Here is an 18,887-nt window from a genome sequence, read left to right as displayed (position 1 = left end):
AGGTCATGTGGAGGGTGCTACCATAGCGGTCAGGTGGGAAGGTGAATGCCCACCTGGGCGGAGGTGGATCCGGGATGGCGGACGGCCAAGACGAATTCCTCGCGCCCAGACGCGGAGGAATGAACGTGGTCTTGAATGCAATCGTGGAGCGTTTCACGCAGCGCAGCCCCGTGACGGTGATGGTGCGCCGCACGCTCGAGCATGCCCTGAGTTCGCAGTGGATTGATGAGGTATTTGAAGCACAGAGGGACAAGCAATAGACCGTCTCGCTGGCGGCGCTCTACGACAAAGTCAATCGCACCGAGCCCCAAGTCGTGCGAGCGCTGGTGCAAGGGAGCGCGCAGAGACTGTTATCCGTGGTGCGGCCCATGAAGAAGGGCTACCAGGCAGGATTGATCCAAAGTCCGTAGGAGAGGTTTTGAAGAACGAGAATGCCGAACCCCAGAGCACTGTTCACCGAGGCGGAAGTCGATAAGTTCGATGTCGGGGCTGCCGTTGACCATGACCGGAGATATGACGACGTTGCGTATTGGCGGATTCGCGGCAGAGAGCAGCAGTTGATGGATTCCCTGGGAGGGGCCCGCGCTGACACCGGAGAGCCTTATCGCACCGAGACTGCCGTGCGCGGCGTGGCGAAAGACAATCCACGAGGCAGAAGGTTCCACGACGCCGCCTCGGCGTTGTGGGGCCAACTTCACCCTTGCACGGCATATTAGGGATGCCGCGGATCTACAAACCGGGTCGTTCTTGAGAGTTCCTCTTGCTGACGGCTCATTCGCCTACGGCAGAGTGCTCAAGTTGCCGCATGATGCCTATTACGATTACAGGACGAACACTCCGGACTCCGACCTGGAGCGGATCGCTTCCAAGCCCATCCTCTTCAAGATTGCTGTCCGCCATCTGGAGGAGAGGGCGTGGGAGCTCATCGGGTGGAGGGAACTCGAGGAACAGTTCTCCCAACCGAGCGTCCAGTTCATGCAGGAAAGAGAGGAAACCGGCCGAGAAATCTCCTGGCTTCCACCGAGCAGCCGCCTCGCGGAACGCCTCGACGAAAGCACGAGACTGTTCACGTAACTTCCGCAGGGCCTGGGGCAAGGATGCATGCCCCAACGGCCGCGGGCTGCGCTCGAGGCGCTCGGGCCGGGTATGTGGATGCTGCGCCTGTACGGCCCGTGCCCCCAAAACTGGCTTGCCCCGTGCATGCCGCCAGTATCAGTGCAGGGTGACGTGTCCAGGCGGTGGGGACGCATGTGGGTTGCTTCTGACCATCCGGCCGGAGAGGCTGTCCACCATGTCGCGTGTCCTCGCCGCCCTCGTGGCCCTCTCCACCCTGTTCGCCCTGCCCGCTTCCGCCAAGGCTCCGAAGCTCACGCTGTTCATCAGCGTGGATGCCCTGGGCAGCGACCTGCTCCTGCGCAACCGTCCGCGCCTCACGGGGGGTCTGGGGCAGCTGCTCAACACGGGGGCGTTCTACCCCTACGCCCGGTATGCCTATGCGGAGACTCGTACCGCACCGGGTCACGCCACGCTGGCCACCGGCGCGAACCCCTGGCGCCACGGCATCGTGGACAACGACGTCCATGACCGCGCCACCGGCCAGCGCGTGCAGGTCTACATGGACCCGACACATCCGGTCCTGGACGGAGCCACCGATCCCACCTCGGACACCAGCCCCGAGAACCTGATGGCGGAGACGCTGGCGGACCGGTTGCGCGTCTCCACGCAGGGAAGGGGCAAGGTGGTGGCGCTGTCGTTCAAGGCGCGCGCGGCCATTCCACTGGCCGGGCGGCTGGGCCAGGCGTGGTGGTTCGACGGGGTGGAGGGAAAGATGGTGACGAGCACCTGGTACGCGAAGGCGGTGCCCGCGTGGATGCAGGAGCTCAACGCGCGCAAGCTGGCGGACGCGGGCTTCGGCAAGACCTGGGAGCTGTTGCGCCCGCGCGCGGAGTACGTGGGGGAGGATGACCGCGCCGCGGAGCCGGACGCCTATGGCATGGGCCGCACGTTCCCCCATTCCCTGCGCAATGGGCTCACGGCACCGGGCCCCAAGTCCTACAAGGCCTTCGCCGTGTCGCCCCGTTCGCACGACCTGCTGGTGCAGGCCGCGAAGGCGGCGCTGGTGGGGGAGGGCCTGGGCAAGGACGACGTGCCGGACATCCTCGCGGTGAGCTTCAGCGGCACGGACGAGGTGTTCCACGCGTTCGGTCCGTACTCGTGGGAGATCCAGGACTCGCTGCTGCGGTTGGATCAGGCGCTGGGCGAGCTCATCGCGGCCGCCGAGCGCGCGGCGGGAGGCCGAGCGAACCTGCTCATCGCGCTGTCGGCGGACCACGGAGGCGCGGAGATTCCGGAGGCCTGGGCCCAGGCGGGCATGCCCGCCAGGCGCATCAACTCCGTGGAGATGTCCAAGACGCTGGCGACGGAGCTGCGCACGAAATTCGGGGTAGACGTGACGGTGGAGATGCTGGACCTGGACGTGTACCTGGGAGGCAAGGCCCTGGAGTCAGGCCAGGTGGATGGCGCGGCGGTCCGGCGAGCGGCGGCGGAATGGCTCGCGCAGCAGCCCTTCGCGGTGATGGCGGTGGCCCGGGATGACCTGGACACGGCGCCGGACACCGAGGGCCTCGTGGAGCCACTGCGGCGCGGCTACTACCCGCGGCGCAGCGGGGATGTGCTCTTCATGGTGAAGCCGTTCCAGGTCGTGACCGACTACCCACGCGGAACCAACCACGGCGTGCCCTACTCATACGAGTCTCAGGTGCCGGTGGTGTTCGCGGGCCGGGGTGTGAAGCCGGGACTGTACCTCCAGGAGATCGACCCGGTGGATGTGGCCCCCACGCTGTCCGCGCTCCTGGAGATGGGTATGCCCGCATCGGCTGAAGGCAAGCCGCGCGCGGAGGCGCTCACGGGGCGATAGGACGACTTCCAAGGGAGCGAGGCCTCGTGCCGCCCCGCTCCCTGCCCCTCACGGGTGCCTAATGAGGAGAGCGCACCTCGCTGGCCGTGGGCTGGGCCTTCTGAGTGGAATCCACCTGCCTCCTGCAACCCAGCGTGACGAGCGCCATGAGCGTGCAATAGGCAACCAGCGGCCATGCCGTGTCGCCGGGCAAGAGAACCACCAGTGCCGTCCCCACCGCACCGACGATGAGGCTTTCGATGCAGTAATAGAGGGCGGTCGCCGTGCCAGCGACATGGCCAAAGGCCTGGAGCGCGCCATTCGCTGTCACCGAACAGGTGAAGACGATGCCCATCGCGATGAGCCACATCGGTGGGATGAAGACCCAGAAGGACGGAGCGGCGGTCAGCTCACCCGTCGCCAGGAGTGCCGCCCCCAGGAGCAACAGTCCCATTCCGCGGACGAGGCTCCCGGCGTTACCCCACCGCGCCACGAACAGCCTGGCGAACCGTGTCGTCGCGATCATGACGAGCGCCACCGTGGCGAACACGAGGCTGAAGCCGAGCTGCGAAAAGCCGACTCGATCGATGAGGACACGGGGGGCCGTCGAGAAGAAGACGAAGAACGCGCCCATCGCCGCGCTGAACCCGAGCGTGTAGCTCCAGAAAGGGAGGTCGGTGAGAATCGGCCCGAACGCCACGTGCGGCCTGATTCCATTCAGGGGCCTCGTTTCGTTCCACTTTGGCAACGCATTCAGCGTGGCGATACCCGCGAGGACACCCAGCAGGATGAAGTTGGCTCGCCAGCTGAAATGGTTGGAAATCAGGGCGCCGAGGACCGGTCCCAGTGCCGGCACGAACGCCAGCATCGAACTGAACAGGCTGTAGATGACCGCTCCTTCTGGGCGATCCGCATAGACATCGCGCACCGTCGCGAAGGTGGCAACGAGTGTCGCTGCCGCCCCCAGGGCTTGGATGACACGAAGGCTCACGAAGGTCGCCGCGGACGTGGTGCCGGCAAGCAGGAAGGAGGCAATGACAAACAGGACCGCACCGCCGAAGAGGACGGGGCGGCGCCCCATCCTGTCGGAGATCGGCCCGAACACGAGTTGCCCCGCGCCCAGGACGACCATGTAGAGGCTCAGTGTCAACTGAACGACCTCGGGCGAGGTGGCGAGAATGGCCGGCATTGCCGGCACCACCGGCAGATAGAGGTCCATGGCCATCGACGCCAGCAGGTCGAATGGGGCCATCAGCAGCAGTGCTACGGAAAGCGAATGAGTCCAGACCGGACGGTTTTCTCGAGGCATGACGATACACCCGCGCAAATGAGGAACATTTGGCGGCGATCTGCCTCTCCAGGACGTTACTCGTGGATGTCTGAAGCAGATGGCCGCAACAACGACTTCCGTTGTTGTTGCGGCTCAGTGGTCTGCAGACGCGGTGTCCATGTCGATACCCCAGCGATGAGCGCATCGTCACCCATCATGGTGAATGAAGCAACATCCACATCGGGCTTCAATCCCGCCCGGGTGACGAGGCCACATGCCGGTTCGTTCTCGAGCGGGATGCGTAGCCGAAGAACAAGAAGTACACCAGCCCGACTCCTACCGGCAGGGCATTCCACCACCAGGAGAGCCAGGGGGACCCCACCAGATACAGCGCGAGCATCCCCAGTGCCACGACCGCACTGGATGCCGGCACGGCGAGCAGGCTCAGGTCCAGCACCCGGGTCTGCCAGGTCGGGAGGGTGCGGCCATTCCCCAGCCCGCCAGCGGAAAAGGCCACCACCATGAACAGCCAGGTCCCGAGGCAGCATTGCAGGAACAGGCTGACGAGCAATCCGATGAGCGACATTCCCTGAGAGTGCCTCCGTGGGTACCGTGATGGGCCAGTCTACAGCCAATCCCCGTCATCCGCCTCCAGGGGGGCGGGGTTCCACTTTCGCCACGCGCGCAACTCCGCCTGCCAGACCTTGATGCCTCCAGCCACGGGCCACGCGCGCGTGACGGTGCCGCGTCCGGACCAGCTGAAGCTGCGCACCAGCAGGCGGTTGACGCGGTCGATGACCTCCGGCGTGGCCCCGGCGCGCAGCTGGATTTCGGCGCCAATCAGCGCGCCCTCCTCGCGCACCCTGCTCCCGGGGCGACGTGTCTCCACGACGGGCCACAGTCCCATCAACGGGGGGTCCCGCCCTTCGAGCAGCGCCGCATGGATGCGGTCATGCCCGTCCAGCAGGAGCCACTTCCCGAGGAAGTCCACGTAGAGCAGCAGTGCGGGCGGCAATGTTCCGTCCCTCGCGCGCTTGCGCCAGCTCTTGATGCGGCCGTCCTCCGCGTCGGAGGGGGCGCGCAGGGGGAGCACGGTGCCCGGCTTCTGGTCCGCAATCTCCTCCCACCAGTTCTCCACCCAGGCCGAGCGGAAGCGCAGCACAGCGTCCAGCGAGTGCGGCGGCATGGGTGGCTGGCCGAAGGACCACTCCATCGTGCTGATGGCGTGGCGTGATGCCTGGTTCGCGGAGATGGCTCGCATGGGGCGCAAGCACCAGCGGCCGGTGTAGAGCACGGACTCGGAGGCGTCCACCAGCATGCGTCCCCACTGCCTCGCCCAGGCCTCCCACCAGGCCGGCGTTCCCGGCTCGTGGCCTACCGCGCGCACGTCGGGGGCCGTCAGCAGGGGGAGGGCACCCCGCACATCCGCCGGTCCGCGGACGAGGACGCACTGGTCCCAGTAGCCGGCAATGCGTGCCCAGAGCAGCGGCTGGCCACGCCACACCAGTCGCAGCCGGTAGCGCGGTGCCGCCTCCAGGTGCAGGGACGGGCGTTGCAGCCAGCGTCCCCTCGCGGGGACGTCCAGCAACAGGCCAGGCCCCACGACGGGGAGGCGCCAGTCTTCCGTGTCATCCGACGTCAGCGATACACCGGGGTGCATGGGGTTTCCTTCGAGGGATTCTGCCCCACTTCGACTGGTGGCACGCCTGGCGCCTGACGTGGTTCCACAGCTCCTCGCCATGGGCATCCAACCATGTTGACATGTCGGTTGACCCAGATGACGTGTCGGCCGACGCCACACGTCGCTGAGCCCGGACTACAAGCTCACGTCTGACGCGCTCATGCAGTTCACCAAGGCTGGCGGCAAGTAACCGCCAGCCCGGCTCCCTCGAGCGGGGCGGAGCCGAAGAAGGGTGGAGCTGTCCGTTCGCGAAGAAGCTAGCCGAGCGCGAGCACATCGGGCCGGTTGCGGTGCTGATCGGCCCAGCGGGAGAGCTCCGGGGGCAGGCGCCAACCGAGCGAGGCCAGCTGCGCGATGACGGGGAACCTGGGCGCACGCTCGGGCATCGTGGCAAGCCAGTGCTCAGCGGTGACGAGCCACATATCCGCCGCCGACCAGCCACTACGGGCGATGGTGGGGCGCGAGAGCACCGAGACGCGCTGGCCCAGTGCATCCAGCGCGCGCTGGGCGCGCTCCATCGCCTCGGTCTTCACGTCACTCCAGGCCTCGGAGGAGTGAAGCGCGTAGTACCGGGCGCCGAGATCGGCGATGGTGTTCAGGGCGAGGTCGACGAGCGAGGCAATCTCGAAGACGGCGAGTGCATCATCGGGCTCCGACGGCCAGAGACGCGGAGCCGAGGGGTAGGCCCGATCGAGGTAGTGGGAGATGGCGGTCGAGTCCCCGAGGACACGTCCATCCTCCTCGACGAGGACGGGGGTCGTCTTGAGCGGGGAGAGGCGGCGCGACTCCTCGAGGAGCTCCGGGTGGGCACGCACGTTGCGCAGCTCGACGGTGAGCCCCTTGTGCGCGAGTGCGAGGCGGGTACGGCGGGCGAAGGGGGAGGTCTGGATGTGGAAGAGGATGCGCATCGTCAGCGAACGGCGAGAAGGTCGACGGCTCACGCCCGTCCACCGGGCTGCCGGTCGCGAACATACGCGGCGAACAGCGGTTCGAGCGCGACCAAGATGCCCGCGGATCCTGGCTCAGGAGTTGTGCGGAATCTGACCGGCTATTCCGAAATAACAGGCGCTTCCAAATTTTCAATCATTCTTGTAATCGTGTCCGGACACGCCAAGGAGGAGGAAGCATGCGTTTCTCGGGGAGCGGACTGACACGCTGGCTGGTACGGGTGGGGAGTGGGCTGCTGCTCGCGGGCTGCGGCCAGGCGATGGCTGCCGAGCTGTCCACCCCGACAGACGACACCGGGCGGCCCCTGGCGGAGAAGCGGGCGCCGGCGGGCTTCGAGCCAGCACCGTGCTGGTTCATGTTGGCGCCAGATCAGGTGGAAGGAGAGACGGTCCGGTGCGGCTACGTCGCCGTCCCGGAGCGCCATGCCCAACCGGATGGCCGGTGGATCCGCCTCGCGGTGGCCATCTTCGGAGCGCCCGGGGAGGCGAAGGCGAAGGATCCGGTGGTGCTCCTGACGGGAGGCCCGGGACTTCGCCTCGCCCAGCTCGAGAAGCCCCTGACGCGGGAGCGGGTGGAAGCCCTCGCTTCGGAGCGGCAGCTCATCGTGTTCGACCAGCGCGGCGTCGGGGGCTCCCAGCCCGCGCTGGAGTGCTGGGAGGTCGGCATGCCCTATCCGGACCCGCTGCGCCGGTGCGGCGATCGCCTGCGGGGCCAGGGCATCGATGTGACCGCCTATAACACCCAGGAGAGCGCCGAGGACGTGGAGGCAATCCGGCTGGCGCTGGGACTCCAGCACATCAACCTCCGAGGCTCCGCCTACGGCTCGCGGCTCGCGCTGGAGGTGCTCCGCCGGGCGCCCGAGCGCGTGCGCAGCGTCATCATCGACTCGGTGCTGCCACCGCGGGACAACCTCTACCTCCAGGCGGTGCCGGGCTTCGACCGCTCCCTGCGCAGGGTGTTCGAGGCCTGCGCCGCGGATGCGGCCTGTGATGCCCGCTATCCCGAGCTGGAGCAGGTCTTCTCCGAGGTGGTGCGCTCACTGAATGCGAGTCCTCTCGATGTACGTTTCGAGACTCCGGAAGGCCGGCCCGGCCGCCTGCGGGTAGACGGGGCCGTCTTCATCCAGTTCCTGTCCGGCTTCCTCCAGGACCCGGCGATCCTCGAGACGATTCCCGCCATGCTCCACGGTGTGATGGAGGGGCGGACCGCACTGCTCGGCAACGCCATCGGCGCCTCGCCGATGCTGACGTCGTTCATGCGCCTCAGCTACGGAATGCACCTCTCCACCCTGTGCCGCGAGGAGGTATCCGCCACCAGCCCCGCGGCGGTGAGCGCGGGAGCGGCCGGTACGCTGCCGGAGCTCCAGGGCTTCTTCCTGCCCACGCAGCTCGGCATGTTCAGCACCTGCGCCCAGTGGCCATCGGGTGCCGCGGACCCGTCCTGGTACGAGCCGGTGGTGTCCAGGGTCCCCACGCTGCTGCTCTCGGGGGAATTCGATCCCGTTACCCCGCCAGCACTGGGGAGCGCCGCGGAGCAGACCCTCGAGCGCGGCCACCACGTGGTCATCGCCGGAGGTGCTCACGCGGTGCTCGACACCAACACCTGCGCGGCGGACATCGCCCGGGAGTTCCTGCGCAAGCCCACGGTGCGGCCCGACACCTCCTGCGCGGCCGCGAGCCACATCGAGTTCCTCGTCGAGCCCCCGGCCACCGCCGTTCCCTAGCGGTCGGCTGCTGACTGAACAGCCCGACGTTCACTGCGAAGACCTTGTTGAACCGCTGTTCACTGAGCTCCGCCTCATCCAGGGCGGCAACCTGGAACGGAACTCAGGACAAGAGCTCGATGATGGAGAAGCAAGAGGGCACCGCCATCACCGTGACGATGAGCGTGGCGAGGGTGGTGCGCATCTCACTCTGGCGGACCCAGCGGTAGCCCAAGCCGAGGATCACGAGGGAGATGAGGAACGAGAACACAAGCTGCTGCAGATCACGACCGGCGGATGATGCCACCGTTGCTGCCGTGAAGGGGCTGCACAGGAAGTAGAGGGCGGCGACGGGCTTCGAGGGTCTGTAGGGGTCGGGCATGGCTGGTTGGGAGGGCGGGGCCAGAATGACGGGAGACAGGTTCAGCCCTGACTCCCAGCCATCAGCGCTCGGGGGAGCCAACCACCCCCAAGGGCGCGTTGGACCTCAGTAACAGTCTCCACAGCTATGACTGCCGGTTCCTGCTTCGTAGTAGTCCGCGCCGTTGGTGCAGTAGTAGCGAACGAAGTTGCCCCACCCGGCGCCGCAAATCTGGGCGCAGTCCCAGTAGGCGCCCAACGTGTAACCAGCGGGGCAGCTCGGGGTGAGCTCCTGCTCGGCTCGAGGGAGGCTCTGCTCCGGCTGCTCCTCCGGCATCATGCCGCCACAGCCCACGGACAACAGCCCTGCCGCCAACAGCCCGCCCAACGTGCTCCTCATGCGCATGGAATCCTCGTCAATCCTTGCTTACGGGTCGAGGTGTCGACCGTAGTGAAGAGGAGGAATCACTGTCAACCGGGTGACGTGACAGCACGCCGTAGAGGTCTCGCCATGGCCAGGGCCTGAGACTCTCTACCGTGCGGCGGTCAGGTCGCTGCGGGACGCCTCGGGTTCGGTTGGTCCGCGGTGGACATACCAGGCCAGTGCCATCAAGAACAGAACCAGCAACGAGCCGAGGCTCAGCAAACCGTTCCACCCCAGCACCGAGAGGAGCGCTCCGGACGTCAGCGAGGCCACGCCGCTGGCGGCAAACACGCACAGGTCATTGATACCCTGTGCACGAAAACGCTCCGAGCCCGAGCGGCTGCGCGCCACCAGGGTCGTCGCGGTCACGAACACAAAGCACCACCCCACGCCGACCAGCGCCAGCCCGACCATGTGCCCTCCAAGTCCTGGAATCCAACTGCTCAGAAACCCCACGAGCAGGAAGAGCAGCCCCAACCCCTGCAACCGTGCGATCGACACTCTTCTCAGAATGACACTGATCGACAGCGAGGGCAGGTACATGCTCAGCAGGTGCACCTGTATCACCCAGCTCGCCTCTTGAAGCATGTATTGCTCGAAGCCACACATCTGCAAGGGCGTTGGCACCATCAGCAGGCTCATCACCAGGAAGGCTCCGGCGCCCATGACCACCATCGGCCAATACAACGCGCGAACGCTTGTGTCGGGTGTGGCGGAAACCTCGGCGACGACCGCGCTTTGCTGCCGGTACAGCAGAAGTGAGAGCGCGGCCATCACCTGGAGCATCGCCAGGACCAGCAGGACCCGAGGCACGTAATCGGACGTCCTTCCCGCCAGCAGGCCGAAGAGTGAGATGCCGGGAAAGATGCCAACGGCGCTCGCGAGTTGGATCAGGGTCAACAGGCGCGGGGCCCTGCTGCTCTCCTGTCCTTCGAGGATTGCAAAGCGATACTGTTGCACGAAGGAGCCGTGCAGGCCCACGCCGAAAACGGCTGCGCAGAACAGCCAGAAGTCGAACCGGTGCACCGCTCGTGCCGCGAGTGCCAGGCAGCAGGCGGACAGCAGCGCCGAGGCGATGAAGCAGCGTTTGCGTCCGAAATGACGCATCAGCTGGCTGGCGGGCCAGGTGCCCAGCGCCGAGGACAGCACCATCACGGCAACCGGGAGGGTCGCGAGCCGCATATCCACCGCGAGCCACTTACCCACCAGGCTGCCAACGAATTGGATCGAGACCGCGCTGGCGAGCCCTACGACCTGACACAGCAAAAGGACCAGCGTGTTGATGGACGTGGCGGGCACGGCCCGCGCAGCTCGAAGGCTCAACGGACGTGCTCCGTATCGGATTGTGCGGCCGGGCCTTCCGCTTCGAGCGCCGCGATGGTGCCCAGGGAAAGGCCCAACTGCTGGTGGAGGAAGCGGACCATCGTCCAGTGGGGGAGTGCGCCCTCGTCGAAGGGACCGAACTCCTCGCGATACAGCGGCAGCCAGCGCAGTGCTTCCTCGAGCATCTGCTCCCGGCCGGGCTGGCTCTGCTGGTAGTCCTCGTACGGCAGGCTGCGGTGATGGATGAAGAAGCGGCCCGGCAGGCGCTCCTCGCACAGCTGCCGATACTCTCGGGTCTGCAGAATCAAATAGTGCCAGACCTCATCGATCGCCTGCTCCACGGGCAGGAACAGCCCGGCCAGCCGCTCCGGGTAGCGGGAGATCAGGTACAGATACTTCAGGCATTCGATGACCTGACGCTCGACGTACGTGGGCTCCTCGCCGGTGGTCCGCACGAAGTGCCGCACCACGCCGGAGAAGAACGCTTCATCGAGCAAAGCCCTCAGCGCGGCGGTTGTCACCTTGGGTTGATGGGAGTTCATGACACACCTTGTCCTGTCATTTCGGAGTCCTGCACCAGCCAGGCGTACTTCCCGGACTTGCCGATCGCGATGTGCTCGCGATGCTCGAGCTCGCATTCGAGCCCGGCCACCTCCAGGCTCCTGTGCCGCAGCTCGCGCGCCACGGTTGGATCGACGGGCCTGTTGTCGAAGGTGGTGTACAGCAGTCGGGCCTGCCGCGGCGCCTTCAGGTGGAGTTGATAGAGGAAGATGGACGGTGTGGCGTCAGCGATCCAGTCGTCGAGATCCGCCTGGGAGATCACGCCTCCACGCTCGAGCCGCAGCAGCTCCCTCTCCCGCCCGCAGAACCGGCGAATCCGAAGCGGGTCGGGGGAGCCATCGAGTGTCTCGGCACAATCACCGGAGCGATAGCGAATCAGCGGCATGTAGGGGTTGCGCAAGCTCGAGACGATGATGCTGTAGATCGTGCTGCCCTTTTCGACGGGGATCAGCTCCAGGTGCATCTTGTCGAGGTAGGGCCAGTATCGTCCGTGACGATCGTTGTAATACAGATACCCCAGCTCGGTGCTGCCAAACAGGTCGATGATCGGGCACTCGAAATGCCGTTGCAGGAACCGGCGCACGTTCCTCGGCGTGTACTCGTAGGCGTGGATGATGCTGGCCGGCTTCGGAAAGCGCCGCCATTCGTCCCAGTCCAGGGCCTTCCGCACCAGATGCGCGAGGTGGTAGCTGTCGCAGTCGAGGTGATACGCGCCCAGCGGATGCGCCTGCTGGACAGCGGTCATTTCATCGAGCATGCGCTCCACGTCACCGCGCTCCCAAAGCGCCGGGTCGAGCCTCAGGTTGAGATAGAGCGTGCGCGAGTCGAGCCGGCGCTCCTCGAGGCTCGGAAGGGCCTGCGCCTCGGCGCCGCGCTTCCTCGCGTTGAGCCGCGCCACGTGCTCGGTCGCCAGCACGGTGGTGATCGAGACGCGCTGACAGTTCTGCTGCCAGGTGACGGCGATGTCGGGATGCTCGCTCCACAACTGGTAGTAGGACTTCAACAGGAAGAAGGGGGGACGGATGATCTGCATCCGCGCGTGATTGGTTCCGGTCGAGAGCACGAACTCCGCCTCACCCACCTTCAACGCTTCAGCGAGCCTCGGGGTCATCCAATTGTCCGGGAACCCCCTGGCGATCTCTGGCTTCTCCAGGATCGGGAAGAACCCCTGCTCGAGCGATTGCTGGTAGATGGGAATGTCCCTGACCTGCTCGATCATCTCAACAAGCGTCTGTCTTCGGGTGTCCATCGGTGGAGTCGGGGGGAGGGGAGACGGTTGAACGGACCCATGAAAAGCGTTGCACCAACCCATCGGAGCGGGCGCGAGCGAGGAGGGAAGGCACGGGAACAAGGCGCATTCCCCCCTCGCTCGCGACCCGGACTACCCTATCAGCTGATACAGCCGGTCTTGGAGATGCAGCCGGCCTTCACGGGGGCAGCGCCCCTGGAGATGCAGCCGGCCTTCACGGCGACAGCCGGCCCGGAGATGCAACCGGCCTCGACGATCGGCGCACCGGCAGAGTTGGCCGCGACCCACTGATTCCAGAGATGATCCTGGGCGAGCTGACGAATCAGGCTATTCATTCGAACCTCCGAGACTGAACGGGTGGATGATGCATACAAATACATACTCCCACAGCCGCACCCGGATGTGCTCGGGTGCTCCACGGCCCGGCTGCGCGACCGTATGTTTGTTTTAAGGTCCAACTTATCAGGGGTCAAGGTCTTGTCTGTTTTTCATGTTTGCTCAGGTTTTGGGAGCCTGGTTCGAATGTCAGGGGGGCATGTTAGGTGTTGCGGACCAGGCCACGTCGCTCACATGGAGGCGAATGCATGTCTGATTTGAAGTCGGATCGTTCGGGGGGCGGCGCGGAGGAGCCCACCAGCCACTTCGACGCCGTCATTGTCGGGGCTGGGTTCGCGGGCTTGTACATGCTCTACCGCCTGCGCCAGCTCGGGCTATCGGTACGGGTGTACGAGGCGGGCAGTGAGGTCGGCGGCACGTGGTTCTGGAACCGCTACCCGGGCGCGCGCTGCGATATCGAGAGCCTGGACTACTCCTATTCGTTCTCGCATGAGCTCGAGCAGGAGTGGAAGTGGACCGAGCGGTACGCCACCCAGCCGGAGATCCTGCGTTACATCAACCACGTCGCGGACAGGTTCGAGCTCCGCCGGAACATCCAGTTCAACACGCGAGTGACCGCCGCTGGCTTCGACGAAGCGACGAACCGGTGGGCGATCCAGACGGACGGCGGAGTCAACGTGTCCGCCAGGTTCTGCATCATGGCGACGGGTTGCCTGTCCGCCGCGAAGGTGCCGGATTTCAAGGGGCTCGGGACCTTCAAGGGCAAGTGGTACCACACGGGCAGATGGCCGCACGAAGCCGTCGACTTCACCGGTCAACGCGTCGGCGTCATTGGCACGAGCTCGTCCGGCGTCCAGCTCATCCCCCTCGTCGCCGAGCAGGCAGCCCACCTCTTCGTCTTCCAGCGGACCCCGTGCTTCAGCGTCCCCGCGCGCAATGCGCCCATGGATCCGGCCTACGAGTCGTGGATGAAGGCGAACTATGCCGAGTACCGGCGCAAGGCCCGTGAGACACGTGCCGGGGTCATCATGGACGTCAACGAGAGGTCGGCTCTGGACGTGTCGCCCGAGGAGCGGGAGCGCGAGTACAAGGCTCGATGGACGAAGGGCGGCACCGGATTCCTCGCCGCGTTCTCGGACCTGAGGATCTGCCGGGAGTCCAATGAAACCGCCGCCGAGTTCGTCCGTTCCCAGATCCGCGCAACGGTCCGCGACCCGAGCGTCGCCGAGGCCCTGATGCCCAGGGATCATCCCCTGGGCACCAGGCGCCTCTGCGTCGACACCGGCTACTATGAGACCTTCAATCGGGACAACGTCACCCTGGTCGACGTGAAGAAGTCCCCGATCGAGGAGCTCACGCCCAGGGGGCTTCGGACCCGGAGCGCGGAGTACGAGCTGGACAGCATCGTGTTCGCGACGGGCTTCGATGCCATGACAGGCGCCCTGCTCAACATCGACATCCGCGGGCGGGGCAACGTGACACTGAAGCAGAAGTGGGCCCATGGCCCGCGCACGTACCTCGGCCTCGCCATCGCGGGCTTCCCCAACCTGTTCACCATCACCGGCCCCGGTAGTCCCTCCGTGTTCAGCAACACGATCGTCTCCATCGAGCAGCACGTGGACTGGATCACGGACTGCATCACCTATCTGAGAGAGCACCGTCTCGAACGCATCGAGGCAACCGTCGAAGCGGAGGACGGATGGGTTGCACACGCCAGTGCGCTGGTTGATCGCACGCTCTTTCCCCTGGCGGACTCCTGGTATATCGGGGCGAACATCCCAGGCAAGCCACGTGTCTTCATGCCCTATATTGGTGGTGTCGGGGCATATAGGAAGAAATGCGAGGCCGTTGCGGCCCAGGGCTACGAGGGCTTCTCTTTGACGAGGTGACTCGGAGCCGGAGAAGGCCATGGACGATAGGCCCTCCTGGGCGCTCCACGTTCTATACGCGGCCCCTCTGACATGGGGGTTGCTCGCGGCGGCGGCGCAGCCCCAGGCCCACCAGGAGCAGTGGCACGAGGGTGGCACCCGCGTCCGCCCCCGACGTGCACCCGCAGCCGTTGGCGTCCTCCGCTCCAAAGGAGATCCGCACGTCCCCCGAGCGCTGGTGACGGACGCGGAGCGCGAAGTCGCCTCCCGGTAGTGGTTGCAGGGTGTACCCCTCGGAGGAGAGGGAGTTGCGCTCCTCGAGCCGCTTGTCCCCCGCGCGCACGGAGGTGGGCCGCGTCATCACCCGTAGGACCTCGGTGGCGTTCGCATCGAAGGTGACGTAGCTCAGCTGCCCGGAGGAGTAGGAAACCTGCCGGACGACGGAGCTGGAGCGCAGCAGGTGGTTCTCGCCAGGAGGCGACCACTCGGGGATGGAGCCCATGCCGGCCATGAAGTGCCGGATGTAGTCTCCGTAGCCGTCCGTGAACCACCAGCCCTGGCTGTCGTTCACGCCCGCGCTGACAGCCCCCTGCTCGTCGGAGAGGTAGGTGGCCCAGTTGAATGAGCGGTACGCCTTCTCACGGGCCTCCGGGTCGCCGGTCAGCTCGTGCCAGCGCGCATTGATGGAGGCATAGCGCGCGGTGTGGCTGCCCATCTTTCCCATGTCCTCGATCTGCTCGGAGATGGCATGGGCGCCCCATTGCAGGCCCTTCTCGTTGAACGTGTCGGGCGTGTCCTGGGCGAACTTCTCCTCCACCCAGGCGATGAGCGCGGGCACGTGCCGGGCCCAGTCCGGATCCCTCTCGGGGTGCTCCAGCATGTACCGGGCCGTCTCCATGGGGATGTACTGGTTGATGTTCTGCCAGGGGTCCTCCATCTTCAGCACGTCCTCGAAGTAGCCGGACCACGCCCCGTTCTTCATCGGGTAGGCCAGCAGCCACTCCCAGGCGAGCTGCCGCGTCCGCTCGTAATCCTGGACCCGGCCCAGGCGCAGCCGGATCAGCTCCTCGAAGAGCTTGATGGGACCGATGACGTTGGCCGTGTACTCCTCGCGCGGGACGTTGTTCTCCGCGTAGACCCGGAACGGCCAGGGGGAGCGGTGGCTGTCCCCGTCCGTGCGCACGTTGTCCACCAGCGCATTCGCGCAGCGCAGGGAGGCCTCGAGGAAGTGCTTCTCGCCCGTGAGCTCATAGAACTTCAGGTACCCCAGCCCCAGCTCGCCCACCTTGTCGGGCTCGATGGCGCCAACGCCATCCCCGCGCCCGCAGGGGTAGCCGCAGATGGCGACATCATCCACGCCCCGGTAGTCGACCGCGCCCGCCTCGGCGCTGGCGTAGGGTACACCCCCCCAGCTCCACTCCTCCGGCGTCGTCCCGTGCGCCAGTTGATGCTCGAGCGCGCCTCGCACCAGGTCGAGGACGGTGCGATCCCCCGAGTACGCGTGGTAGCTGATGGCGGAGTCCACCATCATCGCGTTGAGGCCCGCGGGGTTGTGGATCCACGTGCCGCCAGTCAGCTGCGGGAAATCGAACGTGGAGTGCGAGTAGTACAGCGGCAGCCCGTTGGCGCCGAGCGGCAGTCCCGTCTTCAGGAACTCCCACGAGAGACGGACGGTCTGGTCATAGGCCGTCTCCTGGGGAGTCAGCCAGGAGAGCAGCTTGCCTTGGGAGTCGAGGACGACGGGGTGGCCGTCCAGGATTCCCTCCTCCGTGGCTGCGACAGCGGGGGGGGTGAACAGCAGTGCACTGGTGGCCGCGGCGAGGATTCGGAAGGGTCTCATGGTCGTAGACACGAGCAATCGTAGATACGAGGCGGCGGACCCGGCCGAACACCGCTGGGACGACATGATAGGCTCCGGCGCCTGGATTCGCGAGTCCAGAGGCGCACGGGTGTTGGCCCACGGGAAGAGCCGGGCTTCGGAGGGCTCATTCGGAAGCCGGTCCAGTGGGCTTGCGGCATGAGGGAGGGAGGGGAGGGGAGTTGGCGGGAGCAGACCCTCCCATCCCTCTCATGCGTTACGGCTCATCCACCCTCGTTTGATGGATGATGGTGTAGCCCGTGAAGGTGTCCCCCATGGAGTACTGGAACATCTGGAAACGGTTTCTGCCCTTCGCCGAGATGACCTCGAAAGTGTCCTTGGGGCCCTCGGGGGTCTGCTCCTGGAACATGAACACCGCCGAGTCTCCGACCTGGCGAGCGGTCCCCTTGATGGTCGGGGTCTCCAGCAGAAAGCCGTCGATCTCCCGGGAGTACGGAACGGTGAACTCCAGCCGCTGCTGTTGTCCCTGGGCATCCGTGAGGATGATCAGGGAGTAGAAGGAATCGCAGTCGAGCCGATTCTCCGATTCGATCGAATACGCTCTCTGTACCTGGCCATCGAGAGCGTACTGGGTGAATGTGCCCCGCCACTTCCCGTTGGTACTCCGGAAGGCTGTCAGGTGGTTTGTGGGGCACTCGCAATGCTGCGGGGTCTTCTGGGTGGATGGGGGGGAAGATGAGTCCATGTGCTGTGTGGGTCCTTTCGAGTATTGGAAAGTCCTCGACATGGATGTGAGGCCTCTCATCCCACCTCCGCCCCTGGGTCGGCTGCTCGCTCAATTGATACACAGACGCGGGCCGGCACCGGTGAGATCCGGAGCCGGCCCGCGCCGTTTGCTCAGTCTTTTTCAACCGCCAGAGGCGGCACTCGTCGCTGGGCGATGACTTCCGCTCAGTTGATGTAGTACCGGCCCAGGAAGTTCAGACGCGTCAAATAGCCCCGCTCACCGGCGAGCGTCTCGCGCGCGGCCCAGATCGCCTCGAGCCCCAGGTCGACGCCCTGCACCGGCGTGAAGATCGGGCCGAATTGGGCCTGCTGGACCCAGCGGTTGATGCCGAAGCGGCCCGAGTCGATCCCGTTCGCCACGGCGACCTCGGTGAACGCGTTGTCGAAGTTGCGCGTCATGCCGTAGACGAGATTGAAGCGCACCCAGGGGGTGGGCTTGAACTGGTAGCCGACGACGAAGCCGATGGCCCGCTCGACCTCGATCCTGTCGGCGTCCGCGTCGTAGATCGCTCCCTCGATGTAGTTGAGGTACCGCCCGATGCCTTCGCCACCCGTCACGCCGAGGGTGAGCAGGTCCTTCCCGCGGACCTTCACGAGAGCACTGGCCGCGGCGCCCCATCCACGCCGGATCCCCTCCGCCCCCTCTCCGTCATCCACGCGGAGCTCCTGCGTCACGGCGCGCACGCTCGTCGCGCCCCACTCGAAGCCCTTGTCCCAGCGCAAGACGAGGTCGGGCATGCGGGACAGGCTCGAGGCCATCACAGCCCCTTCGTCGTCGAGCACGTAGCTCGACGAGTTCTCGAGCGCGACGGTGAACGTGCCCGCCGGCTGTGTGACGTAGGAGAAGCGGATCTGCGGCTGGCGGCTGATGGTCCCACCTACCGGGCCGTTGAAGTCCACGGTCTCGGGGTAGTTGTCCACGTCCATGAAGGTGGACCAGGTCTGGCCGATGAGCAGCCCGCCGAACTGGCCGTACGCGTGGCGCAAGCGCAAGCCGTAGCTGCTCGTCTGCTGCTGCGTGATGACGTTCCGGGGCGAGCCGTACTGCGCGGTATCACCGGTACGCGGCTCGTTGTTGAAGTCTCCCTCGAGCTTCACTCCGATGAGGCCCAGGCGGGTGGGAATGCCCGCTTCGAACCCGAAGCGGGACGTGCGGGCGGTGAGGAAGTCGCGATTCTTGCGGTTCCCCGCGGGCGTGCCTTCGAGCGGCAGATACGGGGAGAACGTCGCGTAGTCGATGTCGGTATTGTCGCCTTCGAAGTCGTGGATCCAGTTCAGCTCCGCGATGCCGTAGATCCGCAGCGAGATGTCCGTGCCGGGCACGCGGAAGGAGCCGGGGATGTCACCCGCGACCACCGCGTCCTCCTGCTTCACCTCGAGGAGATCCAGCCGCTCCTCGACCTCGCTGGACTCGCCCTGCGCGAACGCCGACCCGGCGGCGGCCTCGGGCTTCGCGGCCTTGAGTGCATCCAGTTCCTCGCGCAACCGCTTGAGCTCCGCGCGCAGATCCTCGAGATCCGAGGGGTGCTGGGCCGCCTGCGGCGTCGCGGCCGGTTGGGCCTGATCCGCGAGGGCGGCGCTGGCGCCCAGCAAGAGGAGCGCAGTAGAGATACCCCTCAACATCCGATCCATCCTCGTCACTCTGGTGTCCTCCGAGGCCGTGC

18 protein-coding genes are annotated in these 18,887 nt (G+C 65.9%); 5 read left to right on the top strand and 13 right to left on the bottom strand.

Translation table 11 applies throughout. The annotated features are described in order from the left end of the window. Positions 1–74: 74 nt before the first annotated feature. The 3 genes from NR810_RS25285 (at position 75) to NR810_RS25275 (ending at position 2,917) form a co-directional block, all read left to right on the top strand. Positions 75–260, top strand: a complete 186-nt coding sequence (locus NR810_RS25285) for a hypothetical protein (protein ID WP_257456019.1) — start codon at positions 75–77, stop codon at positions 258–260. 487 nt (positions 261–747) lie between these two features. Then, positions 748–1,074, top strand: a complete 327-nt coding sequence (locus NR810_RS25280) for an immunity 26/phosphotriesterase HocA family protein (RefSeq protein ID WP_257456017.1) — start codon at positions 748–750, stop codon at positions 1,072–1,074. Between the two features lie 217 nt (positions 1,075–1,291). After that, on the top strand, positions 1,292–2,917 hold the full coding sequence (locus NR810_RS25275; RefSeq protein ID WP_257456016.1) for an alkaline phosphatase family protein: 1,626 nt from the start codon (positions 1,292–1,294) through the stop codon (positions 2,915–2,917). Positions 2,918–2,975: 58 nt separating this feature from the next. On the opposite strand, the gene cml is transcribed toward NR810_RS25275, so the two are convergent. The 4 genes from cml to NR810_RS25255 all read right to left on the bottom strand — a co-directional run bounded on the left by cml (position 2,976) and on the right by NR810_RS25255 (position 6,788). Then, complete coding sequence (gene cml / locus NR810_RS25270) at positions 2,976–4,205, bottom strand: CmlA/FloR family chloramphenicol efflux MFS transporter (protein ID WP_257456015.1); 1,230 nt, start codon at positions 4,203–4,205, stop codon at positions 2,976–2,978. A gap of 208 nt (positions 4,206–4,413) precedes the next feature. Next, positions 4,414–4,752, bottom strand: a complete 339-nt coding sequence (locus NR810_RS25265; protein WP_257456014.1) for a hypothetical protein — start codon at positions 4,750–4,752, stop codon at positions 4,414–4,416. Positions 4,753–4,791: 39 nt separating this feature from the next. After that, positions 4,792–5,826 carry a hypothetical protein gene (locus NR810_RS25260; RefSeq protein WP_257456013.1) on the bottom strand — a complete coding sequence of 345 codons (1,035 nt, stop codon included), beginning with the start codon at positions 5,824–5,826 and terminating at the stop codon, positions 4,792–4,794. A gap of 278 nt (positions 5,827–6,104) precedes the next feature. Then, the gene (locus tag NR810_RS25255) at positions 6,105–6,788 is read right to left on the bottom strand and encodes a glutathione S-transferase family protein (RefSeq protein ID WP_257456012.1); all 684 of its coding nucleotides are present in this window, start codon (positions 6,786–6,788) and stop codon (positions 6,105–6,107) included. Between the two features lie 185 nt (positions 6,789–6,973). On the opposite strand from NR810_RS25255, the gene NR810_RS25250 reads away from it, so the two are divergent. Beyond that, positions 6,974–8,518 (top strand): alpha/beta hydrolase, encoded by a 1,545-nt coding sequence (locus tag NR810_RS25250; RefSeq protein ID WP_257456010.1) that lies wholly within the window; start codon positions 6,974–6,976, stop codon positions 8,516–8,518. A 103-nt stretch (positions 8,519–8,621) separates the two neighbouring features. Here NR810_RS25250 and NR810_RS25245 read toward each other — a convergent pair whose 3' ends face one another. The 6 genes from NR810_RS25245 to NR810_RS25220 form a co-directional block, all read right to left on the bottom strand. Then, positions 8,622–8,879: a hypothetical protein gene (locus NR810_RS25245; protein WP_257456009.1), complete on the bottom strand. Its 258-nt coding sequence runs from the start codon at positions 8,877–8,879 to the stop codon at positions 8,622–8,624. A 105-nt stretch (positions 8,880–8,984) separates the two neighbouring features. Continuing rightward, positions 8,985–9,257, bottom strand: coding sequence for a hypothetical protein (locus tag NR810_RS25240; RefSeq protein ID WP_257456007.1), 273 nt, complete (start codon positions 9,255–9,257; stop codon positions 8,985–8,987). Between the two features lie 132 nt (positions 9,258–9,389). After that, the gene (locus tag NR810_RS25235) at positions 9,390–10,580 is read right to left on the bottom strand and encodes an MFS transporter (protein ID WP_257456006.1); all 1,191 of its coding nucleotides are present in this window, start codon (positions 10,578–10,580) and stop codon (positions 9,390–9,392) included. A 20-nt stretch (positions 10,581–10,600) separates the two neighbouring features. Next, positions 10,601–11,146 carry a glycine-rich domain-containing protein gene (locus NR810_RS25230; protein ID WP_257456004.1) on the bottom strand — a complete coding sequence of 182 codons (546 nt, stop codon included), beginning with the start codon at positions 11,144–11,146 and terminating at the stop codon, positions 10,601–10,603. Further along, positions 11,143–12,384: a phenylacetate--CoA ligase family protein gene (locus tag NR810_RS25225; protein WP_257456002.1), complete on the bottom strand. Its 1,242-nt coding sequence runs from the start codon at positions 12,382–12,384 to the stop codon at positions 11,143–11,145. Before NR810_RS25225 ends, NR810_RS25230 begins: the two co-directional genes overlap by 4 nt. Before the next feature lie 170 nt (positions 12,385–12,554). Beyond that, positions 12,555–12,749: a hypothetical protein gene (locus NR810_RS25220; RefSeq protein WP_257456000.1), complete on the bottom strand. Its 195-nt coding sequence runs from the start codon at positions 12,747–12,749 to the stop codon at positions 12,555–12,557. Between the two features lie 249 nt (positions 12,750–12,998). Here NR810_RS25220 and NR810_RS25215 point away from each other — a divergent pair, with 249 nt between their 5' ends. Then, on the top strand, positions 12,999–14,639 hold the full coding sequence (locus NR810_RS25215; RefSeq protein WP_257455999.1) for a flavin-containing monooxygenase: 1,641 nt from the start codon (positions 12,999–13,001) through the stop codon (positions 14,637–14,639). A gap of 52 nt (positions 14,640–14,691) precedes the next feature. Here the strand turns inward: NR810_RS25215 and NR810_RS25210 are convergent, their stop codons facing one another. The 3 genes from NR810_RS25210 to NR810_RS25200 all read right to left on the bottom strand — a co-directional run bounded on the left by NR810_RS25210 (position 14,692) and on the right by NR810_RS25200 (position 18,846). Further along, a complete protein-coding gene (locus NR810_RS25210; protein ID WP_257455998.1) occupies positions 14,692–16,458 on the bottom strand; it encodes an MYXO-CTERM sorting domain-containing protein in 1,767 nt (588 codons plus the stop codon). Positions 16,459–16,693: 235 nt separating this feature from the next. Then, entirely contained in the window at positions 16,694–17,182 is a 489-nt protein-coding gene (locus tag NR810_RS25205; protein ID WP_257455991.1) for a hypothetical protein, read from the bottom strand. 206 nt (positions 17,183–17,388) lie between these two features. Continuing rightward, positions 17,389–18,846, bottom strand: a complete 1,458-nt coding sequence (locus NR810_RS25200; protein ID WP_257455989.1) for a porin — start codon at positions 18,844–18,846, stop codon at positions 17,389–17,391. Positions 18,847–18,887: the final 41 nt, after the last annotated feature.

Source organism: Archangium lipolyticum (genome assembly GCF_024623785.1).
In the GTDB taxonomy this organism is placed as follows: domain Bacteria; phylum Myxococcota; class Myxococcia; order Myxococcales; family Myxococcaceae; genus Archangium; species Archangium lipolyticum.
This window is presented reverse-complemented; position numbering and strand designations above follow the sequence as displayed.